This window comes from Algoriphagus yeomjeoni (genome assembly GCF_003259505.1).
GTDB lineage: Bacteria > Bacteroidota > Bacteroidia > Cytophagales > Cyclobacteriaceae > Algoriphagus > Algoriphagus yeomjeoni.
On sequence record NZ_QLLK01000015.1, the window covers coordinates 69,756 to 96,509 of the forward strand.

The following is a 26,754-nucleotide window of genomic DNA, read 5'->3' on the forward strand; positions in this document are numbered from 1 at the left end:
AAAATGGAACAGTCAATAACCATATCGAAAGCAAAACCAACCATCAAAAGCATGGATTATGAGCTGCTACGAACTGAAGCAATCAGCTATATCCAACGCGTGGGAGGAAAAATATGGACTGACTACAACAGTCATGATCCAGGTATCACCATCCTTGAGGTACTTTGCTATGCAATAACAGATTTGGGATACCGCAGTAATTTTCCAATTCAGGATCTTTTGGCGGACGAATCTGGCAGTTTGAAAAACCAATTTTTCCCAGCATCCAAAATACTTCCTTCTACCCCAGTCACCATAAATGATTATCGGAAATTTTTGATGGACGTAGAAGTCTTCGATGAAGAGGACTTGGAATGTCCACGAGCAGGAATCAAAAATGCCTGGATTATCATTCGTGAGAGCAATGAAATTGCTATTTATCCTGATCGGAAGGAAAAAACCTTAGCCTACAAGCCTTTCCCACCTACCGAAGAAGCTCTTCAGCTTGGGATATTGTACGATGTCTTGTTGGAGTTTGACTCTTGTGAGAATCTTGGAGATCTCAACGAGAACAAGATCAGTATGGAAATCGAAGTTGAGGAACATCCAGATTTGGAGGGAGTGGTCATCGATATTCAAATAGAATTCCCGAGATGGGATGATACTAAAGTCGATTGGGCAGATTCGGTTAACATCCGCAAAAATGTACATGCAATCTCCATTCAATTCCAAAATGTGCCGGATGGGATTACGCTTGAATTCGACCTCAGTCCAAGCAATCTCATTGAATTAAAAGGTAACAAACTAGTGGCTGAAGGACTAGATCCTCTTGAGGGACTTGGAACTTTGAGCAGTCAAGTAAATAACTTCACTTTCGACAGTCCTGAGGGTATTTTGGCATTTTACCTGAAAAAAGTAGCCAAAATCAGAGAGATTCTAGCAGAGGCAAAAGGGAGTTTGCATGCGCATAGAAATCTATGTGAGGATTTTGTGGATTTTCATGCCTTGAGAGTGGAAGAAATTCTCGTTTGTGCAGACATCGAGCTTTCTCCAAATGCTCCGATTAATGAAACAGAAGCACTGATTTTTCAGGCAATAGGTGCATTTCTGTCTCCTCAAGTCAATTTTTTCAACTTGGAAGAAATGCTCAATCGCTGCAAAGATGAAGCATTGCCGATAGCAAAAATCCAGCAAAACCCGGCTAAAATCTGGATTGAAATACCGACCTCAGACTATCCAAAACCTAAGTCCAGCTTGAGCATAATCGGTTCGGGAGGAAACGTGGGAACCTATGAGGCACTGGAAGTAAGAACAGATCCAAAAAACTCCAAGCTCTGCGAGATCCTACTTACGCCCAATTTTCCATCGCCCGTTTTGATGGATGATGATCAGGTATTTCTTGGGAATTGGGAGGAATCTCAGTGCGTCCCAACCGAGAAACTTTTCGAAGGCCCACTCTTAAAACATGGCTTTATAGATGAAGAGGAACTAGTCAAGGCCGACCGAAGATCCAGCATTCATGTGACAGATTTGATCCATATTATCATGGATATTCCTGGAGTGAAGGCGGTAAAAAGCATCCAAATTGCAAACAAACCTCAGGATAATGCCAGTGGATCTATTCATTCTAAAAGTGTTAGATGGTGTCTTGAATTGGCAGTCGATGAGTTTTATGTCCCAAGACTAAATACCGAGCTCTCGAAAATCACATACTATAAGGAAGAACTGCCTTTTCGGGCAAATCGGGAAAAGGTTGAGGATTTGTTGCAGGATTATAAAGCTGGCGAACGCAAGCAGAAGATCTATTATCCTAAAATGGATTTCGACTTACCTCAGGGTAACTTCAGAAATCCTGGTGCCTATGATTCCATCCAAAATGACTTTCCGCTAGTCTATGGAATCACAGAAGCAGGAATGCTTCCAAAATCCCAGGGCAGACCTAACCTACCCCAAGTCCAGCAGTTGAAGGCTTATTTGATGGTTTTTGAGCAGCTTTTGGTGAATTATTTAAGTCAACTTGCCAATACGAGACACCTATTTTCCATAGATAATAGCACCGATGATTTTGGGAACCCAACCATAGATGCAACCTATTTTTCCCAAAGTCTAGAAAATCTAACACCTGATGGTTCTGAACTTTGGAAGGATTTAGTAGCTCTTGAGCCATCTGTCAAAGAAATTACTGAGTCCGTCGAGGACTTTCAAATTAGAAGAAATCGCTTCTTAGACCATTTACTGGCTCGATTCGCCGAGCAATTTACTGACTATGGATTACTTGCTTTACGATTAAACCCTGAAGAAGGACGAGTACGATTGATTGAAGATAAAATGGCTTTTCTCAATGCCTACCCAAAAATCTCTTCAGAGCGGGGAAAAGGATTTGATTTTAAAAGTGGAGATCATTTTTGGCATCGGGAAAACTTATCGGGTCTGGAAAACAGAATCCAAGGTCTGATGGGAGTTAAGGCCAAATCTGCTTCTTGGCTCCGATTCTCTCCTGCATTTGAATTTGTGGAAGCTTCTGGCAACTGGAAAGTTCAGGTAAAAGATTCTTCAGATGTAGTTCTATTTGAATTAGAAGCAGTTTTCCCTAGTAAAGAAAAAGCTGCTTTGGCATTGGAAATAGCTCTATTGATCGGGGCAAGCAAAGAAAATTATCAGATCAAAACTGGAGATTCGGGCTTCTCATTTGAATTACTTTGGGAAGGAAAAATTGTAGGATCAAGCTTAAAAGTTGATTTTGGAGATGATACCGAAGGAGGTGATGCAGATCTTGCACTTTCAGAAGTTTGGGAGATTCTTCGAGAAGAATTCTTAAACAATCCCCTAGCAAACCGTAAAAATTTAAGTCTTGCATTGGACGCATTTTGGCAAGCGGAAATTACGGTTAGTATGGCTCCGGCACCTCCAAAATACACGTTGGAGTACGCACTTTTTGACGCTCCTTTTGGTGCCGGAACGAAATTGATCGAAGGGACTTTGGAAGTAGAAGTTCCTGATGCCACTTCAGAACCAGAACTTCAGGGTCTAGCAGAAGAACGGCTTGAAGAGCTTATTTGGCAGATATGTACTGCCGGAGTAATGGAAGCTGCCTACGTCACGGATCCTGCTCCCTTCACTGATCCATATAAATTCTCATTAACTGATCCTATTCGCGGTGGTGTACTCGCCAAAAGTGTGGAATCAAATTTCAATACTCCATTGGCTCTCGCTATTTTAAATGAAGATTGGGGAGATACTTGGCTGGTTCAGGCTGGATTCGAACCAATAGAATTAAACATCACGGAAGCCACAGCCATTGGTCCATTTATTCAACTCAAAGCCAATCAAACGCCTCAGAAATATGATCAGATTCATTTCGAACGCGCTTTTGAGATTATTGGTCTCGATGTAGAAGCTCATGAATTTAAAATAGCAGGGCTACACGCCGCACTTTTTGAAGACTTCGAGGACTTTGAAGTTCAATTTATGCATGGCGAAACCGAGCATTTGATTTACTATTCCATCCATCAAATCAGAGAAGAGGATGGAAACACGATTTTGATTACCAAGAAAAAGCAAAGACCGGATCTAGTAGAAGATCCTGAAAATGCCGAAGAGCAGCCCGGTGGTTTCGTGATTCTCAGCAGACAGTTTGAGGTTAAATCTGTGACTGGAGATTCTTTCAGAATTCTAGGAGGTGCGGAAATGAAAGCCATTCAAAAAGTACAGCAATTTTTCGTTAGTGAGTTTTTCTCGCATGAAGGGACACACCTGATCGAGCATATTTTGCTCAGGCCAAAAGTAAAAGGGAAATATAAAGTGCCTGATGGGCTAGGCGGATTTGTCAATGAAATCCTAGAGGATAAACTACTTGATCCGCACTCTGAAGAAGAATGTGTCTGCACACTAGATGATCCTTATACCTGCATGGCGCACGTGATTTTGCCTTATTGGGCAGGTCGCTTTACAAATACAGACTTCAGGAGATTTCTTGAGAAAAAGATAAAAAGGGAGACTCCAGCGCATGTGTTTTTGACAATTTGCTGGATTAGTCCTAGCCATATGAAAGCGCTGGAACTGGCCTGGAAACTCTGGCTACTCGAAACGCTAAAATCTACTCAGGAGCCCAAAAAGCTTTCTGAAACACTCGCAGGGCTAATTGATGCCTTGGCGCAAATCCGAAATGTCTATCCTGTAGGCACTCTTCACGACTGTGACGAGGATGACAATTTGGAAAACTCCATCATTCTCAACTCCTCATCACTGGGAGAATTTTAACCACGACGATTATGAGCCAGATCATTTCAACTTATCCGATTTTTGAAGGTAGCCAGGTACTGACCAGTACTCAGCTCAACCAGCTCTCCGCCTACCTGGATCAGCAAGGCAGGCTCACCCGATCAAAGCTCATCGGAATTGGTGTAGTCTGCGGAATGCAGGTTCAGCCCTTTCCGCAAGGACTGCAGATAACAAAGGGATTAGGAATCACATCCGAAGGCTTTTTGATCCAAGGAGGCACTTTCAATGCAACACATTATCGCCCATATTCTTTACCAGAGGGCGTAGTTTACAAGCCATTTAAGGACGTGGATCATGAAGTTTCACTTTTTGAACTCCTGACAGAAGTTCCTACTGATAGCACTGGCGTTAAAAAACTAACTAATCCCGCCAATTTCCTAAATGATAAATTCGTCCTCATTTTTCTGGAAATTTTTGACAAAGACCTAAAATCCTGTCTTGGGAATGCTTGCGATGATCGAGGTCAAGATCGATTGCTTACGCTGAGAAGATTGGTGGTTAGCGGTTCGGATTTGGAAAAGATTCTGACTAAATCTTCCAACGTTCGTGGACCGTTTTCAAATGCCTTAGACCTTCCCGAGTTTTTCCCTCAAACCCCATTCTTTTACCCAGAAAATCCCGAATCAAATGAAAATGAAGCCTTTGTAAAACACTATCAAAAATATATTTCTCAAGCGTTGAGCAAGGAATTTTTTGAAGCGCTATCAAATTCATACACCATTTTTGAACCTATACTTAGCAAGGGATATAACTTCTCAAACCCCTTGGAGAATGCTTCTTTACAAAACAAGATCTCTACCATTTCATCATTTGTAGAGGGAAATCCAGCAGAAATTCAGGGGATTCAGTACTTGTGGGATTTTGCAAAAGACCTTTTGAAAGCATACGGAGAATTCCGTGCTTCTGCAGTTGAGCTTTGGTACAATTGTGTGACTGACAGTTCTCTTTTTCCATTGCATCTCATGCTCGGCCGTGCAAAGACTAGTTCTGAAACTCATGCACAATTCCTAAAATATCGTCATGGTTTTGTGCAGCCTCCAATTTTCAATCAACAGAAACTGCTAGCCGAAACCTGTATTCAGCGGCACAGGCGGGTTATTTTATTGATTGAAAAGCTTGAAACAGATTTATTCAAAAAAGCTGACACTGAAAAATTCCCAATCAAAATCACACCTTCAAAAGAAAAATTGGGGGTTTTGGGAAATCGTGCGCTACCATATTATTACGATATCAAATCCAAAGGCGCTATTTCAACTTGGTTTTCTTTAGAAAATAGTTGGGTAGATCCAGGGAATCTTCAGCTGGTCAACCCAGCTCGTATACCCGTACAATCCTATGACAACCAGCCAGATGATGAGGCTACAGAGGCCAAAAACCCTATTGAAACGCCCCTATTCTTTGACATTGAATCATATCCTTTTCTGCGGATTGAAGGGCACCTGGGAAAACCTTTAGATAGCACCATCAACTTTCTGAATCAGCTCATTTTACAATTCAACCTTCCTATTCATGTGGAAACCCTTCACTTGGGAGAGATCGGTAAAACAGAATTAATAGAGGATTGTGGATGGAAAGATCTTCAAGAAGAATATGCGTTCCAGCGGTATTTTATGCTAGGGATGATTATGGAATTAAAGCAGCTTTTTGACTATGTGACGGAATATGCTGAAGATATGGAGGAAGAAGATGTCACTTCAAATGAGTTTTATCAAAAGGCATCCGAGGTCCTGGATTTACTTGTAGGCATGGCGAATGCCTTGCCAGAATGTCTCAAAGATTTGGTGTGGACGAGCTTTCAAAACACCTATAAAAAACTCCTTCAGTATCTGATTGACTTCGCTTTGCTGGAATCTGGTCTGCTAAACCAGATAAAAGCAGATCCCGAAAACACCAAAGAATTGGATTTCTACAACGGTATTTTAATGCGTCTTTCACCAATTCTATACAGGATATTGGACTTATTTTTCTTTACCAAGCTCCAGCGAATCTACACCAGTTATGAAAATCGGATTCAACAGCTTGTCAAGGCAAATCAATTTTCCACGTACCTCAAAAACCACAATGGACTCTCTCATGAGGCGGGTGTATTGAAAGCTGGGACATTCTTCTTACTTCATGATCCAAAACAAGAACGGATTATCGGTGACTTCAGCCTACCATATTACTGTTGTGAATGCTCACCATGCTTGGATGCATGTGGAGAGCAAGGCTTTTCTTTGCCTCCTTTCGCTAGGCCAGATTACGCAATTGCATATACTGAGCAGCCTATCAAGTTGGAGATCACACTTAATGATGCCTTAGTCTCGGGCAGGAGCTATGTTGTTCTAGCGTCTGGATCGTCCTCGGCACAGAATGGAAAAGTAGAAAAAGACCCAAATTCAAATAGTTTCAGATACACTTCGGCTCCAGGATTTACCGGGGTCGACAGTTTCCAATATGTCCTCCGAGATACCGAAACAAACCAATCTGATCAGGGAAAAGTCAGCATTTTAGTAAAAGGAGCTCAAGGATGTTATACAGTTGAGGTACTCAATTGCTGGGGAATTGATCGAGTAAGAGAAACACTGAAAGAGAGAAATATTGAAGCTGCAAACGAGTCGGATTCTCGCGCGGTAGACTTACTTCTGAATAGTCTCACAGACACCAAAGGCTTCTCTATTGATGAAATCAGGTTCAGTGTATTGGAAGATGAGCAATCCAGAAGCCAGCTACTTAGTTGCTTGGGTCTCCTAACTGACCAGATGACCTACCAGCAGCAGGAACAGGCAATTCTTGATCATCAGGGAAAAAACTGTGGGGCAATAGAAACTCCAGAATGTACTTCGCTTGGAGTAAAAGGTGTGGTGACAGGTGTGGATGGAAATGTGCTATCCAAAGTGCGGGTGAGTGTGGTTGGAGAAGATATAGTCACCTCAACTAATGGGGAAGGTCTCTATGAAATCCAATTCCAAACTCCTGGACAGACTTTACTATTTGAATTTGATGGATTTGAAAATCAAGAAGTGGAAATCTGTAGCCAGTCTCAAGCAGATGTGACTATGGTCCCAAGTCCTAAACCTGCTAGGGAGTGCTATTCCCATTCAATCATTTCTAAATGGCCAGAGAATTTTATCCGAACCTTGGCAAGAAGTCGGCAATTAACCAATCCGTCGGGAAACCTTCCTGAAGTGATCACTAATCTTTTGGAAAGCCTGAGATCAACCGCTGGCTTCACCTCCACCGAACTTCGGGAAACGACCGCAAATTCTACAGATATTCAAAAAATGATTTTGGAAAGCATAGGGATTGACCCAGCTACAATCAGTCCAAAACTGTATGCGAACAGGATCGAAGAATACCAAAATATGAATTGCGGAGCTCAACGGGTAATTGTGGGAACAGTATCCTCAGAGATATTAACAGCTGAAGAAATCAAGGTGATTTTGGACTCAAAAAAGGTCAGTTACATCCCAACTGCCGACAAAACAGTCTTGGATGAAACTTACAGGGCGGCCATCACTGATTCAGCCTTGACAGAAAAGGATCTGACACTTCTGAAGAAAGACACCTTGATCAATATTCTCAAAGAAAAGTCTATTTCCACCAGTACTGCAGACAACAAAAGTGTGTTAATCGGAAAAATCCTAGGCAAATAATGGCTTCACACTTGATCCATCGGCAACTTATAGAAGCAAACTTTCAGAGTAAGGAAACTGCTTTAGCTGGGCAAGACTTGCTTCAGGAACGCTATAAGAATGTCTTGATTCCACTGATGGAGCAGGTTTTCGATGAATACAGTCCAAAGAATTGGTCGCTCAGAATAGACAAATTAGAACTTGATCTTGGAAGATTCCCTGCAGATCTACCCGAAAAAATGATGCGTGAAAGGCTGAGAGATGTGCTGGAGGATCAGCTCAGAAAAATCTACTTGGAAAAAGGAATTCTTGCTGATCCCACCTCCACTGCTAATTTCAAGCGCGAAGAACTTGGAACATCTAAAAATCATTCTGATTGGGAAAAAATCACTTTTTACCTAATTCATGGGAGACTCCCTTGGTGGACTTCGTCAATAGACAAAAAATCTATTCAATCTCTTTTCAATCAGGTACTGAAAGAGAATGAAGCCTTACTCAAATCATGGCTGAAGGAAACACCAATTTCCTTGGCTACGGCAAAAAGACTATCTGTTCTCCATAATGAAAAACAACTGGAAAGTCTATTTCAAAGTGGCTCAGGACCTACTAAACAAGAATTCAAACTAGTAATAAAATTCCTCGAATTACTGCTTTCTAATTCAAGCCTCAAGAAAGCTGAAATTCGATTTTGGCTAAGCGCTGTTGTCTTGTTTGCGATGTTTGGAAGAAAGACTGCCCTCACTTCTTTAATCAAAAATGGATTTGTTTCTTTGACAGCGCAGGACAAAAAGAAAGCTTTTGAAACAGCGCAATTTCTGATTTTAATGAGCAAGGTAATTGTCCTAATCAGTAGCTATAAATCTGCCTCAGAGAGCGGCCAAATAGCCTCAGAATCTCTCCATTTGATTAGGAGTGAGAAAATTGACTTTTCAAAAGTCGATAAAATTCTTCCCTCAGACTCTCCATTTTGGAAAACCGTTGTGGAAAACATAAGCAAAAAATCTTTTCTTAAAAAGGAGTTATCCACAGCCAAAAAAGAGCTGGAAGACTTAAAATTTCAAGAGAAAAATGTTGCGGACAGCAAAGCGCCGGAATTAGACGAGTTGATAGTTATCAACAACGCAGGATTAGTTCTGACTGCAGCTTTTCTACCAAGATTTTTTGAAAATTTAGGCTTTGTGAAGAAGGGTAAATTCATTTCTGATCAAGCTCAATTGAGGGCAGTAGTGATTCTGCAGGAAATGCTCGGAACAGATCAAGAATATGACGAGACAGATTTGATTCTTAACAAGCTTCTTTGCGGAATTCTGCCTGCAGCAGCGCTCGGCTTACTTCCAAAAATCAGGTTGTCTGAAAAAGAAGAAATCACATCTCTTCTTATTAGCATGGCGGAGCAATGGACAGCTTTAAAAAGCCGCTCCGGAAAAATGGTTTCTGAGGGATTTTTTCAACGGGAAGGATCGCTTAGGAGAGTTAGCAAGGGTTATCAACTTCAAATCCAACGAATGCCTTTCGATCTATTGTTGGATCGCCTGCCTTGGACTATCGGCATGATCAAGCTGCCCTGGATGGATGAATTAATCGCTGTAGAATGGTAAAGTCAACTCCAAATAACGCAACCTTCGTTCAGGCAGAACTTGACTGGCTTCAGACACTTTTGAAAGCCCGTTCGGCTATGAATGCCAATTCTGGTTCGAGTATTCGGGACGTCTTAGAAATTCCCGCTCCATCTGTTGAAAAGGAGTCTGGCTCTTATGCCAGGCTTATTCAGCGACTTAACCTGACTGCAGAGGAAAGATTCTTGTTGATATTGGCAGCAGTCCCGCATATCAAGCCTCAGATGTTGGATATGTTTATGGGAAAAAATCAGTTGACCCAGCAGATTTTCACAGAATTTGGAGGAAGAAAAGGGAAAAACCATAACGGTTTTATACCCACCGGCGAGACTGTGTTATTTATTCTTGCCGGAAGTGATTTGGCTAAGAGATTCAAATATCTAGGCCTACTCAGTGCTGAAACAAAACTTTTCAAAGAAGGCCACTTGAAGCTCAGTGAAACTGATGCGGATGATCCATATCTGAATGGAACGCTGAATATCTCCCGAGATACGCTTCAGGAAATAACCAGTGGAACGGTACGCAAGCCTGATTTTAGTGCCGATTTCCCTGCCCAACTTTTGGAAACAGAAATGAGTTGGGATGATCTCGTACTCAATCCACATACTGAGGAGGAACTACGGGAGATTGAAATTTGGCTCAAGCATAAAGACAAATTGCTTCAAGAATGGGGCATGCACAAAAAACTAAAGCCAGGATTCAAAGCACTTTTCTATGGACCACCTGGTACAGGAAAAACGCTAACCACAACCTTGCTTGGGCAAAAATTAGGGTTGGATGTTTACAGGATTGATCTCTCCCGAATGGTGTCAAAATACATCGGTGAAACTGAAAAAAATCTGGCGAAGATTTTTGATCGGGCAGAGCGAAAGGGATGGATATTATTTTTCGATGAGGCAGATGCTCTTTTTGGAAAAAGAACCTCAGTATCAGATGCCCATGACCGCTATGCAAACCAAGAGATTTCTTATTTACTCCAGCGAATTGAGGATTACGATGGTTTGGTGATTTTGGCCACAAACCTTAAAAATAACCTGGATGAAGCTTTTATGAGGCGATTTCAGGCTTCTGTATTTTTCCCTATGCCTCAGCCAGAAGAACGGAAAAAACTCTGGAAAAAAGGGTTTCCTGCCAATGTTGAATTGGAAGATCGGATTGATTTGCAGGAATTAGCAAGAACCTATGAGCTGTCTGGAGGATCTATCATTCAGGTGATTCAGCATAGTCTTTTGATGGCTTTGGATCAGGAAAGTGCCCAGGTAAAGCTTGGGGATATCAAAGAAGGAGTCAGGCGAGAATATCATAAAATGGGGAGGACAATATGAAATCGAGCCTGAACTTCTTATAAAGGGAATGATTATCAACCAGGCGAGATTCCATGTGACCATTGAAAAAGAAATAATAACCACATGAAAAAGAAAGTCAGAAAAAAGCAGGATCAAGACAAGGATCAGGAAGATGTGGTGGTAGTAGTAGCCGAGAAAGAGAAGGAGAAGGACCAGAAACCTGAAGTGAAAATGACGCCTGTGGAAGAGGAACAGGAGCCAATGACACCATTAGCTGCTGCCTCTCCCATGAAAGCTGAAGTAAAAAAATAATATGGGAGCACTCGCTGAACGTAAGCCTTTGCCTATGCCATTAAGAAATGGTGAGGGAAGACATACGATTCAGCCAAGCTTAAAAATTGGCAGACCTGGAGATAAATACGAGCAGGAAGCCGAGTCTGTAGCCAATCACGTAGTGATGTCTCCTTCCAATGCAGCGCCAGCATTGGCGATGAGTCCAGCACCAACTTCTGAGGCAGCTTTTCAAATGAAGGCAGAAGAGGAGGAAGAAACGCTACAAATGATGCCTTTTGCGGAAAGCACTACCTTTCTTCAACTGAGCTCCATGGAGGAGGAAGAAGAAACTGTCCAACTCAGCTCCGATTTTTCAAAAACAATACAAAGACAGGAAGAAGAGGAAGAAACTATACAACTTTCTTCAGATGGCACACCTACAGCCTCCCCGCAGATTTCTTCACAGATAACGCAAAGCAAAGGCTCTGGCCAAGCACTTCCAGCACCAGTACAAGCTGAAATGGGAAGTAAGATTGGAGCTGATTTCAGTGGAGTAAGCATTCACACCGATTCGCAGGCAGTTGGAATGAGCAATGCGCTAGGCGCACAAGCATTCACCCATGGAAATGATGTCTATTTCAATGAAGGGAAATATCAGCCGGAATCAAGCGAGGGCAAGCATCTTTTAGCTCATGAATTGACGCATACCGTGCAACAGGGAGCTGCACCAATACAGAGAATGCCTATCCAACAAATCAGCTCTGCTGAACCACAAGTCCAGCGTTTGCCATGGGCAGTAAGAGAGGGATTGGCAAGATTTGCCAGTTATATTCCAGGTTATTCACTATTGACAGTGATCATAGGATATGACCCTATTGCTGGACGAAGTGTGGAAAGAAATGGTCCAAATCTACTCGGTGGACTTCTCGGATTGATTCCAGTATTCGGAATGCTCCTTTTCAACAAGTTGACGGAGCTGGGGATTATTAACGATGCATTTACCTGGGTTCAGGGAGAAATGTCCTCTCTCAATCTTACTTCCAGTAGACTTGGAGATACCTTAGAGGAAGCTTGGGATAGAATGGGCATTACCGAGGGCTGGGATGGGAATATCCGGATTTTGGATGAGACTTTTGGGCAGCTCTATCGAGACATAGTCACTTTTGCCGGTAGGGTAAAAGACCAGATTTTTACATTGATCAAGGAGGCTTTAATGGCTGGCCTGCGTACTTTGGCAGAGGCCTTTCCTGGTTATCCACTACTCACCAAATTACTTGGGCGCGATCCGCTCACTGGTGAAGAAGTCGTTTCTACCACAGCTGAAAAAATCGAAGACTTTCTACGCCTGATTGGTAAAGAAGAAGAGCTTGAACGTATGCAGGCTGAGGGGACCATTCAGGAAACTGCCAATTGGATTGATGCGGAATTGGCTGCTCTCAATTTCAGTTTTGAAGAAGTTAGAACACTTTTTGAAACAGCTTGGAATGCATTTTCACTGGAAGATCTGCGAAATCCAATTGCTGCTTTTCAAAGGACCGTATCCATTTTCACCCCGTTCACTACCCGTGTTTTTACTTTCGCAGTTAATGTAGCAATCAAAGTTCTTGAGTTTATCAAAACAGCTCTTTTGGCTCAATTATCAGCCTATGCCAGAGAGCAACAAGGCTTTCATTTGCTTACTGTAATTCTCGAAAAAGATCCATTTACTGAAGAAGTAGTGCCGAGAACTACGGTCAATTTGATTCGTGGATTTATGAGTCTCATGCCTGGCGGCGAAGCACAGTTCCAACAGATGCAGGAAACGGGAGCGATTGAGCAAACTGCCTCCAGGATTGATGATGCAGTAGCTACACTAAATTTTACTTGGGCATATATCACAGGACTTTTCCTAGGCCTTTGGAATAGCTTTTCCATTCAGGATGTCTTTCATCCAATAGATGCTTTCCTCAGAATTGTGGAGACGCTAGCTGCACCAGTCCAGAGGCTTTTTGCCTTTGTTGTCACAATCGTGCAAATCCTGATTGAAGTACTGCTGGTGGTGATGAGCTTCCCTATAGAAACGATTCAGCAGATTATCGCCAATGCTCAGAGTGCTTTTGCTGATATTAAGCGGGATCCGATCGGCTTTCTGAAAAATCTACTTGGTGCTGTCAAACAAGGGTTTGTACAGTTTTTTGATAATATTCTCACTCACCTACTTGGCGGCTTGAGGGACTGGTTATTTGGCGAACTAGCATCTGCTGGTATCAATCCGCCAGCTGATTTGACTTTTGAAAGCATCCTAGGATTTGTCTTGGATGTGCTAGGATTGACCATGGACAACGTCTGGGAAAGACTGGAAATGAAACTCGGTCCAGAGCGGGTAGCGCAAATCCGTGGGGCCATTGATACGTTAACTGGAATTTGGACTTTTATCAAAGATGTGTGGGAACGCGGACCAATTGCCATCTGGGAATACGTGCAGGAGCAATTGAGCAACCTATGGTCCATGGTGCTGGAGCAAGTTCAGAATTGGGTGGTCACGCAGATCATCACTCAGGTCACCACTCGCCTACTTTCTATGCTTGATCCAACGGGAATTATGGCAGTGGTCAACAGTTTTATTGCATTCTACAGAGCCATACAATCCTTTATTGAGAAGCTTCGGGAAATGCTGGAAATCGTCAATTCCTTCGTGGCTGGCGTGGCCAATATCGCACGAGGCAATATTGCAGATGCCGCTAACTTCCTTGAGGCTGCTTTAGCGAGAGCAATTCCTGTGGCAATCGGATTTTTGGCAAATCAAGTTGGTTTGAGAGGTTTGGGAGCAAGAATTGCCGAAATGATTGGGGGCTTAAGAGATCGGGTGAACGCTGCAATTGACTGGTTGATTGATCGGGCGATAAGCGTGGGAGGGGCGATTTTACAGGCTGGGAGGAATGCAATTGATGCAGTGACAAATTGGTGGAGCAATAGAAGAGAGCTTTCTACTAGAGATGGTCATAGACATGAAATGTATTTTGAAGGAGAAGGAAATAACGCAACACTAAAAATTGCTTCTACTCCAATAAATTATTTAACATGGGTTACAGAACTCGAATCAAACCCGAATATCCCTGCCACCTCAATTGCTCCTCTGAGGGCTAAGGCGCAAGAAATATCCACAGAGCAGTCACGAAGTGTGGGACCAGATGAAGAATCAGCCAAAAATGAAAGAATTGCAACACTTTTCAATGAGTTGGTGGTCTTGACTCAAAATGCTCCAATCCCTTCGTCTGGCAACAACACTCCCGCAGTTTACGGGCCAATGTATGGCGACTTTGGCTCTTTAGCTAGGGTCGATTCGCTAGCAGACGGACATGTGGAAGGGACAGAGGCAAATAGTAGTTTGTTTACAACTAATTACAGAATCATAAATGCCAGAAAACAAGGCAGCCGAGCATTTTATATCCGAGGTCACTTGTTAAGCTGGCATTTGGGAGGGCCTGGAAATGATTGGCAGAACCTTACACCACTATTCCAAAATGCAAATGCAGATCATGAAAGGAGATTTGAAAGCCGAGCAAAAGAGCATGTAAACGATGATAAAAAGCAAGCCTCAAATTTTGCGGTAAGGGCAGTTTACGGTAGATCCATTTCGCCTTGGGTGGCACAAATAAGAGACTCTGAGGATGATACTTGGCCTACAGGATTAAACCAAAGTGAAGATTTATCCCAAATAGCTAATATTCTAGAAGCTGAAATGATGGTTCCTACTAGTCTTGAATGCTCGATAGATCTTATTCAAGATGATGGCTCAATACAGAATGTAGTAGTTCCTATACCAAATGATATTTCTTATGGCCAACTTTCTCACTATAGAACAGATGGTGTTGCCAGAACAGATTTCAATTTAACTGCAACTGTAACCAGTGCATCGAATGATGCCGCTGCACTCTCAGCTTTACAAGTGCTGAGTGGTGTAGGTCCAGTTACAGCAGGGAAAATTCTTGAAAGAGTAAATAATAACCAAAGAATCACAAATTACCTTTCTCAGATTGGTATCACTAAAAAAAGGCTAGAAATGCTCAATCCTACCAAAAGGATTGTTCAATAAATACGGGACTATCCATATATCGATTATTTCAGGTGTTGTGTTAGACCAAATAAATCCCACTTGAATTGAATTTATTTTAAAATATTGTAGTAGGAATTATCTATTCCTATTTGAACCTCATCAAAGTAAGGAGCCTAATTGCACCTTTACTTTCTTTATATTACATCACTTCGCCGTGCCGCATACCGTCTGGCTTAACCAAATAATAGACATACAATATGAGATTAGAGTCTAATGCAACTATACAGATACAAAAACCAATAGAAGAAGTTTTTGAAGGAATTGTGAATCCAACCCAAATGACTAACTATTTCATTTCGGAAAGTAGTGGAAGGCTTGATTCTGGAAGTGAATTGATTTGGAAATTCCCAGAGTTTCCAGACAAATTCCCAATAACAGCTATACGCGTGGAAACGAATCGCTCAATTTCTTTCGTTTGGGACCCTGAAACAGTGGTGAAAATTACATTGGAAAAACTACCAGACAACAGCACGATAGTCAGAGTCAACGAAAACGGGAAGGAGTTGACAGAGGATAACCTGAAATGGGCTTTAGACAATTCTGGGGGATGGGCAAATTTTCTTGCCTGCATGAAAGCATATTTGGAGTATGGTATACAACTCAGAAAAGGGGCTTTTGATTTTATGAGAAACAGTGAAAAAAGGTGATAAATAATATAAAGCTGCCAGTAATTTCGTTCATGAGAGTGAGGCAAACGCTAGTACTCCCCCGCTAGGTGTAGGTACTATCTTTTTAACTACACCTTTCTATCTTCAGATTTTCAAATCAACCCAAAACCTCAATAGACCATCAAAACTTTAAAACAATTTTCAATAATCTCACAGGTTGTATTTTTCACATGGGTCATTCTTAATTTTACTATTGAAAGCCCATTACTTGAACCTTACTGGTTTGTCGTATTTATTCTCGGCTTACCAAATTACGTTTCAACAACTATCTACTCAGTAGACAGTGCTAATAAACCTTGGAAGTCTATATTAATTGGAGTCTCTGGCCTACCCATAGCATTTCCTCCATTATTTTTCACTTATTTGTCTCCATTGATTTTAGTTTACCTGTATTTGTCCATTGATGTGTTTCTTCAAAAAAAACCAAATAAACAGAAGTTATCTTGATCATCTTTAGGTTCATTGTACCCATAAATTATGTTTATCTCAGGCCTGATTAAGTTATTTGTAGGGATTGTAGGGTCTTTAGCTTCTTTATTTTTTCTGATAACCTTCATTTTCAGCCGACATAAAAAAAGTAAGTTAAAAATTGCTGCATGGACTTTTACCAGTACAGTTGGAGTGATTTTACTAATAATAACTGTTGATTTATTCCTTTTCCCAATCAATCAAAAATCAGATCACTTAATTTTATCTGCATACCGAGAAGCTCCACTAGGTGGAATCTGGCTTGCGCTTTATGATGATCAAACATGGGAAATGGGTTATTCCTCTAGAGAAATTACATCCTCTGGAAATTATACAATCCGGCATGATACTTTGACCTTAAATGCCCAATCTGGCAAAACGATATTGGGAGAAATTTCAAAAACTTCATTTATTATTAATTCAAAAAATCTAACTGAAATCGAAAATTCCGGGATTAGATCACTAGAAATATTAATGAATAAAAGCGAAAATTAGTCCGTTAGCTATAGTCCTCGACAGTTGTCAAGAGTAAAACACCTATCTAATTTTTTGAAACCATCTTCCCCACCAGTAACCCCATAAATATTCTGACTACCAATTGTATAGCATGACTCCTTAGTCCTCAAATAGTTGCATCCAAAGAAAAAATGCGCTATCTTTTTTAAACAGAAAATTTGAAAATAATTGTATCCAATCAGGATACGAATTAGCCAAGTCCATTTTTAAACAAGCTTATTATGTCAAAAAAACAGTTTGGAAACATTGGTAATCTCAGTAGCAAAAATCTGAAAATAAAACCTATTGATATTCAGGTTACGCCGTCAAATCGAATTTCGAATGCACAATTGAAAAAGCTTGATCCAAAGGGGATCGCAAGCATACCGGCGCTTAGAGTAAACAGGAATGATTTAATAAACCTGAAGCCCAACGAATCCTGGGAAATCACCCCTCAGAAATTGAAGGATAAGGATATGGTGGTCGCGGAATATTTCGGATGGTATAAATCAGACCAAACAACCATAGATGTACATCCGGAAAACAAATACTATCCAAGGTTCCATAGTGGCAGGCCAGGATTTCTGCCTGAAATGAGATTCTTGGTTTTACGATTCAGACCCGAAATGGGTAAGCGGTATCGTGTGACTATTCAGTTAAAACCCGGTTCCTACAGAAATAAAAAAGTAATGACCAATGTCACAGGTAGGTTTAATGACACATGGTATATCAATTATCAATTTAATGAGTTGATGTTTGATTTTTTGGCTTCAACTAATGAGATTAAAATAAGTCCTATAATTGCTGGTTATGAGGAATATTACGTCAAGTATCAACCTTTGGAGATTGAGAAAATTAAGGTGGATAAGGTAGGGGATTGATTCAGATCTGGTTGGATTATTTTTTCTCACTGTTCAGATTCCACATGAATCAAGATCGTAAGATTTAAAATCCGTTTGATTTTTTTGGTAGCATCAACTTGTAAAGGGAATCGCTAAACCACCCAACTGCTCCTACCAAAGATTGTAGTAGACTTTAAAACTTCCAATATGTATAGACTACTTCTTTTTTCCATAATTGCTTCAATCATATTTGGCTGCGATGAAGCTCCTAAATTTGATTACGTGATTGAAAAAGTCACTTTATTCGATGGACATGAAGACAGAGGTACAGTTAATGTGGCTATTAATCATGATACCATAGCGGCTATAAGTACAAACAAATTAGAAGCTGATTCTATCATAGACGGCGTAGGTAAATTCATGATTCCCGGTCTAGTCAATGCACATGTACATGCCAGTAGCTTGGAAGACTTAAAAGCTGGCTATCCCTTGGGTATTTTAACCCTTTTAAACATGCACACAGGGTTAGAAGAAAGGGAACTTGAATGGAAAGAAGTTTCTAAAGACTCAATTGGCTTTTCCACGCTTTATGGAGCTGGCCATGCGGCTACGGTCCCCGGTGGCCACCCAAATCAATTTAGTCCGGATATGGAAACCATTTCCGATTCCTTGTCCATTGCCGATTGGTTGCAACACCGCATAGATAAAAAGGTTGACTACATTAAAGTGATCCGTGAAAACCACGAATGGATGGGGTATCCACCTCTTCCGTCATTAAGTTTTGAACAGATTAAAAGTCTCATTGAAAGTGCACATAAGCAAGATTATAAGGTTGTTGTTCATGCCAATACCTTGGCAGAAATGACGCAGATAGCAGCGTTTAAGCCAGATGGTTTTGTGCACATGTTGGATTATAAAGAAGACTTACCTATTCCAGACAGTTTTTATACTCAGCTGGTTGACAACGACATTTTTGTTATCCCTACTGCTGGAATGGCGCTTAAATCCATGGAGGATGCACCACCTTTTATACAAGAATGGGTCAATAACAACCTTCTAAATGCTGAAGAACGTGCTTTGATCATTAAAAACATGCATGATAAAGGCGTTCTCATTGTAGCAGGTACTGATGCTCAAGAGGGTCAAATGAATTTTGCGGAGGATTATTTTTTGGAATTAGAACTATATAAAATGGCAGGCATATCCAACCTTGAAGTCCTTAAAACAGCTACTGGAAATGCAGCCAAGGCATTTAATTTGCCCATTGGAGAATTAAAGGAAGGAAGCAAGGCAACTTTTGTGCTTTTGAACGGTGATCCAATCAATGACCTGTCAAACCTTAGAAAGGTAGAAAAAGTGTGGAAGAACGGTAAAACGAAATAAAATCGAAAGAATCTTCTCTGGATTTAATTTGCAAAACGTCTTTTTAATACCTCCTTTTTAAAAAAGAAGACATCCAAATACTTTACTCTCAACCTGAAGAAATACAGCATTTTATCTACTAAATTCAGATATATTTAGCTACGAGAAAATTCATTTAGACTATGAAACAGATCCAAATTTTTGCTGGAATACTAATTCTTGTTTTTTCTTTTTTGGGATGTAAACAAAATGTCGAAAAAGTCTCAGTAGTTGAGCCATTGGTTGCAGATGCTGACTTTACCATTACAAAGCCTGCCGAAGTGGGTCTCAATCCTCAAGTAATCTCTGAACTGATAGACAGTATCCAAACAGGCAATTATCCGAATCGACATTCCTTGCTGATCTACAAAGATGATAAGTTGGTGGTAGAAGAATATTTTTCCGGGAAGGATGAAAACTGGGGAGATGATCTTGGGATCGTCTCCTACAATGATAGCTTGCTGCACGATATGAGAAGCGTTTCGAAAAGCATCGTTTCTGCCTGTATTGGAATTGCCATTGCTCAGGGAAAAATCAAATCTGTAGACCAACCCATCTTTGATTTCTTTGAAGATTATCAGCAGTTTAATTCTGAAGGCCGTGAAGACCTGACAATTAAACATCTGTTGACCATGACCTCGGGCTTGAAGTGGAACGAGGATATTCCCTATGATAATCCGGAAAACAGTGAAATCCAGATGAGCAATAGTGACGATGGGATCGGGTTTGTGTTAAGTAGGGAGATGGTGGAAAAACCTGGGACAGTTTGGCAATATAACGGAGGCACCACAGAGTTGCTCGCAGAAATTATCCATCGTGTTTCCGGCCAAAATGTGCATGAATTTGCTAAGGAATATTTATTCCAACCTTTGGGTATTTCTAAGTCAGAATGGACCGTTTCACCTGCCACAGGCACTCCAGCTGCAGCTTCAGGCTTACGTTTGAGTTCACGGGACATGTTGAAATTCGGCATCTTGTATTTGCAGGAAGGTAAGTGGAATGGAGAGCAAATTGTCCCGGCAGAATGGGTGACTGAATCATTAAAATCCAGCATATCAAGACCGGATGAAGGCGGATACGGATATCAGTTTTGGGTTATAGATTACTCCTCCGGTTCGGGACCATTGATAATTCCTGCAGCTGTAGGAAATGGAGACCAGCGGATTTTTTACGATCTCAAAAATAAGATGCTGATTGTCACCACTGCAGGAAATTATAACCAATGGGATATAGAAAATAATGCCAGCGCCATCCTCTTAAAAGTCTATTCTTCTTTTACGAGTAACGAGTGAAAAAGCAATTTTTCTTGCTGTTCAGGTATCGGATTTTTATCTGAAGTTGAAGGGCGAGCTGTTTTTATTTTTAATGAATTTCAAAAGCACATCTAGGCTAATCGAAAAAAGAGAAAACCATTTAAATTCCTCAAAGCCTAGAAACACTTTAAAATCCCCTAAATTGTTTCGATAAGCATTTCTGCCGAATAGGGGCAATTTTTGAATTAAGAATGGATTTTAACAAAGAGAATATTGCGCGTTTTGGGATTGCCACCAAAGGTTTTGTGTACACCTTAATTGGGGCTCTCACTTTTATGGCTACTATCGGTTCCGGGGGTTCCAAATCAGGGAGCAATGATGCGCTGAAGTTTCTCCAGAATAACAGGCTTGGAACTATTTTACTCGGGATAACCGCTACAGGATTAGTCGCTTATGTATTCTGGCGTTTTTATCAGGCCATTATGGATCCTGACAAGGAAGGGAAAGATCTTAAAGGAATAGGAAACCGCTTAGGGTTCTTTTCAAGTGGTGTTTTTTATGGTCTTATGGCCTTTTCGGCTATTGAAATTCTTATTGGTTCTGGGGGCGGATATGGAGACAGTCAGAAATCCATGATTGTAACTGCCTTAAGTAAGCCATTTGGGCAAGCCATTGTTTTAATAATAGCCACCGTCTTTCTAGGAAGAGCCATTTTTCAAATGGTCATTGCCTACACCAATTTGTACAAAAAGAGAATTAAAGCTCAAAATTTGGATCCTAAAATTCAAAACTTGATGGTTACCCTTGGGAAAATTGGCCATACGGCAAGGGGAATAGTCATAGGCGTGATTGCAATTTTGACCTACAGAGCCGCCTTTTCATACAGTTTTGAAGAAATTAGAGGCACCAAGGACGCCTTTAGTTTTCTTCAAGACGAATTCGGAACTATCGCTTTATCAGTGGTTGCTATAGGCATGATGATGTATGGCATATTTTTGTTAATTAATGCCCGCTATCGTGACATGAAGAGGGTATAGGAAATGCCTGCTAACAGAGATTGCTCTTTTTTCAATCTTACCCAACCTTCCTAATCCAAAAACACGTAAAGGATAAGACCTAAAATAATTTTGTTTCCGTTCTTCATGGCTTGGACTGGAAGTTTTTGATTGAATAAAATAGAACCATGCATAAATATCACCTCCTACTGATCCTCTTCATTTTTGGAATCGGGCAAGCAAAATCTCAAGATAAAAGCACTATTGAAATTGGCGCCAAACATCAACTCTACTCCACTATTTTGGATGAAGAAAGGGAGTTTTGGATTAGCCTTCCCGAATCTTATGGAAGTGAAGAATCGGCCTACAAAAAGTATCCACTATTGATCGTTCTGGATGGAAGCAGTTTTTATCATCCGGTTACCGGAATGGTCAATTATATGGGGAGAATTGGAAAGATACCAGAGATGATTGTTGTCGGGATTCAAAATGTGAGTCGAACCCGCGATTTCACTCCCGATAAAATCGTCACGGCACGGGAGAATGATTTTGGAGGTGGAGATAATTTCTTGGCTTTTCTAGAGAAAGAGTTGATTCCCAAGCTGGATCAAGAGTATAGAACAGAACCGTACCGGATCCTTTTTGGACATTCCCTTGGCGGCCTACTCGCTACTCATGCTTACATGAAAGAAAATACAATTTTCAATTCATTTATGGCTATTGATCCAAGTTTTGGCTCCTGGGATGCCAAAACGATGGACAAAAAATTGAAGGCAGTAAGCCCTCAATCATTTAATCGATACATCTATTTCGCAACAGCGAATTGGGGGAAAAGGAATATCAGAAACCGGGACCGACATGTGCGATTGTTTGAATCACTAAACAGTCAATACGAGGGAGAGTTTCCTTCCAAATTGGAATACTTCGAGAATGAGGATCATAGTTCCGTACCCATGATTGCTTTTCACAATGGCATCACCAGCATTTTTGAAGGATATGGAATTCCTTATCGGGATGTGGAGAACAAGGAGCAACTCACAAAGCATTTTAAGGATATTTCGAATCGTTTATCCTGGACTTTTGCTCCTCCGGAAAACCTAGTGAATCGAATTGGCTATAGTAAACTTCAAAGCAGAGACGAAGCGGAAAAGTCTCAGGCTCTAGAATTCTTTATTTTAAATACAGAAAATTATCCTACCTCCTACAATGCATTTGATAGTTTGGGAGAAGCATATGAATTAGTTGGCGACACTTCGAAAGCCATTGCAAACTATGAAAAATCACTTTCTCTGAATCCGAATAATGGACATGCTAAAATGAAGGTAGAGGAATTGAAAAAGAAGGAATGATCTGCTAGGAGAAAAAAAGTCCAGCGACTATACCAAATCATCCGCTCAAGTAAAACAACCCTACTTCACGATTTTTAACACTCAATTTTAAGCTCTCTTTTAAAAGTGAGCGTTACTTTTAACTATGATTAAAAGCAAGATTCAAATTATGGCAGGGCTGGGCATCGGACTGCTAGTGATGGGATGTAATTCCTCATTAGTATTGACAGCCCCTCCAATCAATTACACAAACACCAGCCCCAAAGTAGCCGAACTATCAGATCAGCAATCCAAACACTGGGGACATCTAGATCTACAAAAAGACACCATTCCGGGCATGAGCGTGGACCGTGCCTATTCCGAGCTTCTGAAAAAGAAAAAGGGCGAAGTAGTCATCGTAGCCGTGATTGATTCTGGAATTGACTTGGATCACGAAGATATCGAAGACGTGCTTTGGACCAATGCTGGCGAGAAGCCTGGAGACGGCATCGACAATGACGGCAATGGCTATATAGATGACATTCACGGATATAATTTCTTGGGTGAATCCTATAATGAGCAAATGGAAATGGCAAGAATCCTTCGTCTAAAAATCGGGGACGAAGCCTACCAAGAAGCTGCTCGGAAGAAATTGAATGAAAAGCTTCCTGAGGCACAAGCCGCACTTCCGCAGCTTAAGCAGATCGAAGCGATGGTGACCATGGCAGATAAAATCATCCAAAATGCCTTGGGAAAGGAAGAATATTCACTAGCTGATCTGCAGCAATACAAACCAAAAAACACCCAAGAAGAAAGTATTGTAGGCATGCTCATGCAGGTGATGACCATGGGCGAGGAAATTCCAGCTGCAATCAAAGACCTTCGAGAAGGCATCAAGTACTATGAGGCGCAGGTGAACTACAATATGAATGTGGATTTCAATGGTAGAATTCCTGTGGGAGATGATCCCTACGACTATTCCGATCAAGACTATGGCAATGGGAATCCAACTAACAGCAACCCTGGCGAAAGCCATGGCTCGCATGTATCGGGAATTATTGCTGCTACCCGAGATAATAAAAAAGGAGTGGAAGGTGTTGCCAGTAATGTGAAAATCATGGCAATCAGAGCTGTTCCAAATGGTGATGAATACGACAAAGATATTGCTTTGGCCATTCGCTATGCCGCTGATAATGGTGCTAAAGTGATCAACGCAAGCTTTGGAAAGGGTTTTTCTCCAAATTCTGAGTGGGTATATGAGGCATTAAACTATGCAGCTTCCAAAGATGTATTATTTGTACATGCTGCAGGAAATGACGGGATTGATTTGGACTCTCCTGAGAATCAAAACTTCCCCAATGATCTTCCAAATGGAGTTGAAGCTAATTTTGCCAGCAACTACCTGACAGTAGGTGCTTTGACTCAATATTTTGGAGCGGATATGATTGCAGTTTTTTCAAATTATGGAAAAGAGAATGTGGATATCTTCGCCCCTGGAGATCAGATTTATTCCACTATGCCCGATGATTCCTATGAATTCCAAGGGGGAACATCTATGGCTGCTCCGGCTGTGACAGGTTTGGCGGCTATGATTCGGTCTTACTTCCCAGAGCTAACTGCTGTGGAGGTAAAGCAAGTCATAATGGAATCAGGAATTTCACCTTCGGTAAAAGTCCAAGTTGGCGGAGCAGAAGGAGCTGAAAAGTCTTTTTCAGAAATCTCAAAATCCGGCAAGATTGCCAACTTATACAATGCTTTGATCTTGGCAAGTGAAGTTGCTAATGGAACTGTAAGCTTGTAAAAGCTCAGAATCATTCATCAAAAAAACAAACCGAGGGCTTGCCTCCAGAAAGTGTCTAACTATTTGGGGGCAAATCACTCTCATCATGCTTTTGCAAAAAGCTAGGGTATCCCAAAAGTCTTTTGGTGTGCGAAGTATCTGTAAGAAATTTTGGATCTACTGGACTTTTTCTTGAGCAAATCGTATGGCTCCTTGGTCATGCTTTAAATCTTCCAAAATGTATTGGGCAATGACATCAGCACTTTTAACCTCCACGTTGGTTTTCCACAAAAAAACTACGTGAAATTGTGAAAAACAGCATCAAAAATTCTTTGATAAAGGAATTCCAATCTCATTTATTTACATTTTTTTGCTGGATTATTAGGCCTTCCTGAACTTTGAATTTTGAATATTTAGCCATCATGAGTCCAGTCTATATTCAGTGTGAATCAATTCTATTAATTTTCTAGCCTCTCTTCTGAGAGCTTCTGCTCTATAACTATTTCCTAGCGACATTTTTGATAAAAAATGAATCTGGAATGCAAGCTCATTAATAGTTGTGAAATCATCCGTAATCAATTGGGGATTGGATGAAGGTAGGATGAACTTCATATTAGCATCCATAGTGGCATTCAGTTCATTGGAATTAAAGACCTTTCCACCCATCTCTCTAAATGTGGATTTAGTTTTATTGTCGTTTTCATCCCATTTTTCTAATTCCCTTACTTTCTTTTCATACTTCAGTAATTGATCTACAATATTTCTTTTTTGGATCAAGCGAAGATTTCCAGCATTCTTTAGTTGTTGAATGGTGCCATCGGAATAGATAAATGGCTTCTCGTCAAATACCTGTCTAGCGAAATAATAAATTTGATTTCCGTAAAGACTTCTCTCCTCCAACAGCATCATGGCTGCCAGAGAATCCATTAGGGTGGACTTATCTTTTTTAAAAGCTATATAGGTTTTGAGATTAGAAGTATCCGATTTCAGGTCTTCGACTAGTGACAGCATGTACTCCTTTTCAATCTTTTGGACACTCAAAGACTCCCGATAGTTTTCTGCCAAAAACCCACAAAAAACGGCCAAGAAAAGCATAAAGAATTCTTTGAAATAGGACTTCCAATTTCTCTTTTTCAGAGAGCTAATTCCATTTTTGCTGGAATGGGCTTCCTCATTTTCAGGGGCTTGGTTTTCTTTCATATAGATTTTTCTATCCTAATGTGATAAATAACTGTGGTTTGTTCAGCCAAATCCCTGAGGTCTTTGCCCATATTGCGGGATATTTCCCACCTAGGACAGGACCAACATCACGCTTTAATTCTTCTTTGGTGGTTTTTCATGCTGTGGTTTCAAATTTCTCATTTTGAGACGATATTTCATTAATACTGACTCTTTCAATAAAAAACTGACAAGGATTTACTCCCTGCCAGTTTTTCAAAATTCAGTTGTTATACTGTTAAATAGTTAAAATGCACGAACCGCACGAACTCTACTATTTGGGTTGACCTTAAAGGTGTAGTACTGGTCGCCATTGCTGAAGTCCTGCTGCCAAGCGCCCCTGTCACCGACCTCGCTGGAACTCCAATAGAAGGCACTAGCAAAACCGCCAACCGCATCTTTACTTAAATAAAGTTTGTTCAACTCATCTTTGCTGGGCAAATACCAATCGTCATAACCATCTATAACTAAATCGTTACATATCCTAGCAGCGATGCCTGCTTCTGGACAAGCGCTCACTATAGCGTTGGTATTAGCTGCACCTGAACCTATTGCTGTACTTGTACCACCAATTAAAGTTCCAAAACAACCCCAATTAGCTTCACCTTGATCACTTGGAGCAGCTATTAGGCCGTGGGTTTCACCTGCCACATAGCCTGGATCACCTTCCTGTAAGATATAGGCGATAATACCCCCCTGATATTCCATTCCTATTTCCAATACCTCTTCCGGACAAACAGGGATTAAGGAATAGCTTTCACTAAAGGTGATGGGCGCGCCCAATCCCTCCTGTACCACGCTAAAGGCAACCTGATCGCATCCGGCCCAGCCCTCAGTAAGCGGCACCGTATGGCTGACCGTGCTACCTGAGTTCACATCTTCTAAAACTACTTCATTACCATCGATATCAATCGCTATGGTAGCATTTGCAGTTGCAGGTCCGGAAGTGATGGCATAGGTTACGTCCACCACAAAATCTGTTTCCGTGTTGTATGCATAGTAGCTGACCGATTTGGTGTTTTTGCCAACCGTTAGGCTAGTCATGTCGGAAATAGGATAGTTTACACCTCCCGGTTCAATACAATCCCCTTCACAGGATCCAGATACTATCCTCATGTTTGCATTTAGCAAATCGCTGTCACTAGTGTTCGCAAGAAATTCAGTACTGACTCCTTGATCGGG

At 41.0% G+C, this 26,754-nt stretch carries 16 protein-coding genes; 14 read left to right on the forward strand and 2 right to left on the reverse strand.

All coding sequences use genetic code 11. The features are described from left to right. Positions 1-3 precede the first annotated feature (3 nt). The 14 genes from LV83_RS19240 (at position 4) to LV83_RS19305 (ending at position 24,375) form a co-directional block, all read left to right on the forward strand. Positions 4-4,239, forward strand: coding sequence for a hypothetical protein (locus LV83_RS19240; RefSeq protein WP_111613196.1), 4,236 nt, complete (start codon positions 4-6; stop codon positions 4,237-4,239). A gap of 11 nt (positions 4,240-4,250) precedes the next feature. Further along, complete coding sequence (locus LV83_RS19245; RefSeq protein WP_111613197.1) at positions 4,251-7,895, forward strand: Ig-like domain-containing protein; 3,645 nt, start codon at positions 4,251-4,253, stop codon at positions 7,893-7,895. Then, complete coding sequence (locus LV83_RS19250; RefSeq protein WP_111613198.1) at positions 7,895-9,472, forward strand: contractile injection system tape measure protein; 1,578 nt, start codon at positions 7,895-7,897, stop codon at positions 9,470-9,472. Before LV83_RS19245 ends, LV83_RS19250 begins: the two co-directional genes overlap by 1 nt. After that, positions 9,466-10,815, forward strand: a complete 1,350-nt coding sequence (locus tag LV83_RS19255) for an ATP-binding protein (RefSeq protein ID WP_111613199.1) — start codon at positions 9,466-9,468, stop codon at positions 10,813-10,815. The genes LV83_RS19250 and LV83_RS19255 overlap by 7 nt, the downstream gene beginning before the upstream one ends. An 84-nt stretch (positions 10,816-10,899) precedes the next feature. Then, positions 10,900-11,088 carry a hypothetical protein gene (locus LV83_RS19260; RefSeq protein ID WP_111613200.1) on the forward strand — a complete coding sequence of 63 codons (189 nt, stop codon included), beginning with the start codon at positions 10,900-10,902 and terminating at the stop codon, positions 11,086-11,088. A 1-nt stretch (position 11,089) separates the two neighbouring features. Beyond that, positions 11,090-15,124: an eCIS core domain-containing protein gene (locus LV83_RS19265; RefSeq protein ID WP_111613201.1), complete on the forward strand. Its 4,035-nt coding sequence runs from the start codon at positions 11,090-11,092 to the stop codon at positions 15,122-15,124. 218 nt (positions 15,125-15,342) lie between these two features. Beyond that, positions 15,343-15,792, forward strand: coding sequence for an SRPBCC domain-containing protein (locus LV83_RS19270; protein ID WP_111613202.1), 450 nt, complete (start codon positions 15,343-15,345; stop codon positions 15,790-15,792). 498 nt (positions 15,793-16,290) lie between these two features. Further along, positions 16,291-16,776 (forward strand): hypothetical protein, encoded by a 486-nt coding sequence (locus LV83_RS19275; protein ID WP_111613203.1) that lies wholly within the window; start codon positions 16,291-16,293, stop codon positions 16,774-16,776. A gap of 242 nt (positions 16,777-17,018) precedes the next feature. Next, a complete protein-coding gene (locus LV83_RS19280; RefSeq protein ID WP_111613204.1) occupies positions 17,019-17,657 on the forward strand; it encodes a hypothetical protein in 639 nt (212 codons plus the stop codon). A 168-nt stretch (positions 17,658-17,825) separates the two neighbouring features. Continuing rightward, a complete protein-coding gene (locus LV83_RS19285; RefSeq protein WP_111613205.1) occupies positions 17,826-19,001 on the forward strand; it encodes an amidohydrolase family protein in 1,176 nt (391 codons plus the stop codon). A 161-nt stretch (positions 19,002-19,162) separates the two neighbouring features. Continuing rightward, entirely contained in the window at positions 19,163-20,311 is a 1,149-nt protein-coding gene (locus tag LV83_RS19290; protein WP_111613206.1) for a serine hydrolase domain-containing protein, read from the forward strand. 212 nt (positions 20,312-20,523) lie between these two features. Next, positions 20,524-21,309, forward strand: coding sequence for a DUF1206 domain-containing protein (locus tag LV83_RS19295; protein WP_111613207.1), 786 nt, complete (start codon positions 20,524-20,526; stop codon positions 21,307-21,309). 146 nt (positions 21,310-21,455) lie between these two features. Then, positions 21,456-22,616, forward strand: a complete 1,161-nt coding sequence (locus tag LV83_RS19300) for an alpha/beta hydrolase-fold protein (RefSeq protein ID WP_111613208.1) — start codon at positions 21,456-21,458, stop codon at positions 22,614-22,616. Positions 22,617-22,740: 124 nt separating this feature from the next. Beyond that, positions 22,741-24,375: a S8 family peptidase gene (locus LV83_RS19305; RefSeq protein ID WP_111613209.1), complete on the forward strand. Its 1,635-nt coding sequence runs from the start codon at positions 22,741-22,743 to the stop codon at positions 24,373-24,375. A 399-nt stretch (positions 24,376-24,774) separates the two neighbouring features. Here LV83_RS19305 and LV83_RS19310 read toward each other — a convergent pair whose 3' ends face one another. Both LV83_RS19310 and LV83_RS19315 read right to left on the reverse strand, forming a co-directional pair. After that, positions 24,775-25,554: a hypothetical protein gene (locus tag LV83_RS19310; protein WP_111613210.1), complete on the reverse strand. Its 780-nt coding sequence runs from the start codon at positions 25,552-25,554 to the stop codon at positions 24,775-24,777. Positions 25,555-25,818: 264 nt separating this feature from the next. Next, positions 25,819-26,754, reverse strand: a 936-nt coding sequence (locus LV83_RS19315; protein ID WP_211320509.1) for an Lcl C-terminal domain-containing protein, incomplete at its 5' end; no start/stop codon positions are given.

Bases quoted from the DNA above. Each gene is read 5' to 3' on its own strand.
- LV83_RS19265 (WP_111613201.1), top strand. From the start codon at position 11,090: ATGGGAGCACTCGCTGAACGTAAGCCTTTGCCTATGCCATTAAGAAAT.
- LV83_RS19285 (WP_111613205.1), top strand. From the start codon at position 17,826: ATGTATAGACTACTTCTTTTTTCCATAATTGCTTCAATCATATTTGGC.
- LV83_RS19270 (WP_111613202.1), top strand. From the start codon at position 15,343: ATGAGATTAGAGTCTAATGCAACTATACAGATACAAAAACCAATAGAA.
- LV83_RS19305 (WP_111613209.1), top strand. From the start codon at position 22,741: ATGATTAAAAGCAAGATTCAAATTATGGCAGGGCTGGGCATCGGACTG.
- LV83_RS19300 (WP_111613208.1), top strand. From the start codon at position 21,456: ATGCATAAATATCACCTCCTACTGATCCTCTTCATTTTTGGAATCGGG.
- LV83_RS19250 (WP_111613198.1), top strand. From the start codon at position 7,895: ATGGCTTCACACTTGATCCATCGGCAACTTATAGAAGCAAACTTTCAG.
- LV83_RS19295 (WP_111613207.1), top strand. From the start codon at position 20,524: ATGGATTTTAACAAAGAGAATATTGCGCGTTTTGGGATTGCCACCAAA.
- LV83_RS19310 (WP_111613210.1), bottom strand. From the start codon at position 25,554: ATGAAAGAAAACCAAGCCCCTGAAAATGAGGAAGCCCATTCCAGCAAA.
- LV83_RS19290 (WP_111613206.1), top strand. From the start codon at position 19,163: ATGAAACAGATCCAAATTTTTGCTGGAATACTAATTCTTGTTTTTTCT.
- LV83_RS19255 (WP_111613199.1), top strand. From the start codon at position 9,466: ATGGTAAAGTCAACTCCAAATAACGCAACCTTCGTTCAGGCAGAACTT.
- LV83_RS19245 (WP_111613197.1), top strand. From the start codon at position 4,251: ATGAGCCAGATCATTTCAACTTATCCGATTTTTGAAGGTAGCCAGGTA.
- LV83_RS19275 (WP_111613203.1), top strand. From the start codon at position 16,291: ATGTTTATCTCAGGCCTGATTAAGTTATTTGTAGGGATTGTAGGGTCT.
- LV83_RS19240 (WP_111613196.1), top strand. From the start codon at position 4: ATGGAACAGTCAATAACCATATCGAAAGCAAAACCAACCATCAAAAGC.
- LV83_RS19280 (WP_111613204.1), top strand. From the start codon at position 17,019: ATGTCAAAAAAACAGTTTGGAAACATTGGTAATCTCAGTAGCAAAAAT.
- LV83_RS19260 (WP_111613200.1), top strand. From the start codon at position 10,900: ATGAAAAAGAAAGTCAGAAAAAAGCAGGATCAAGACAAGGATCAGGAA.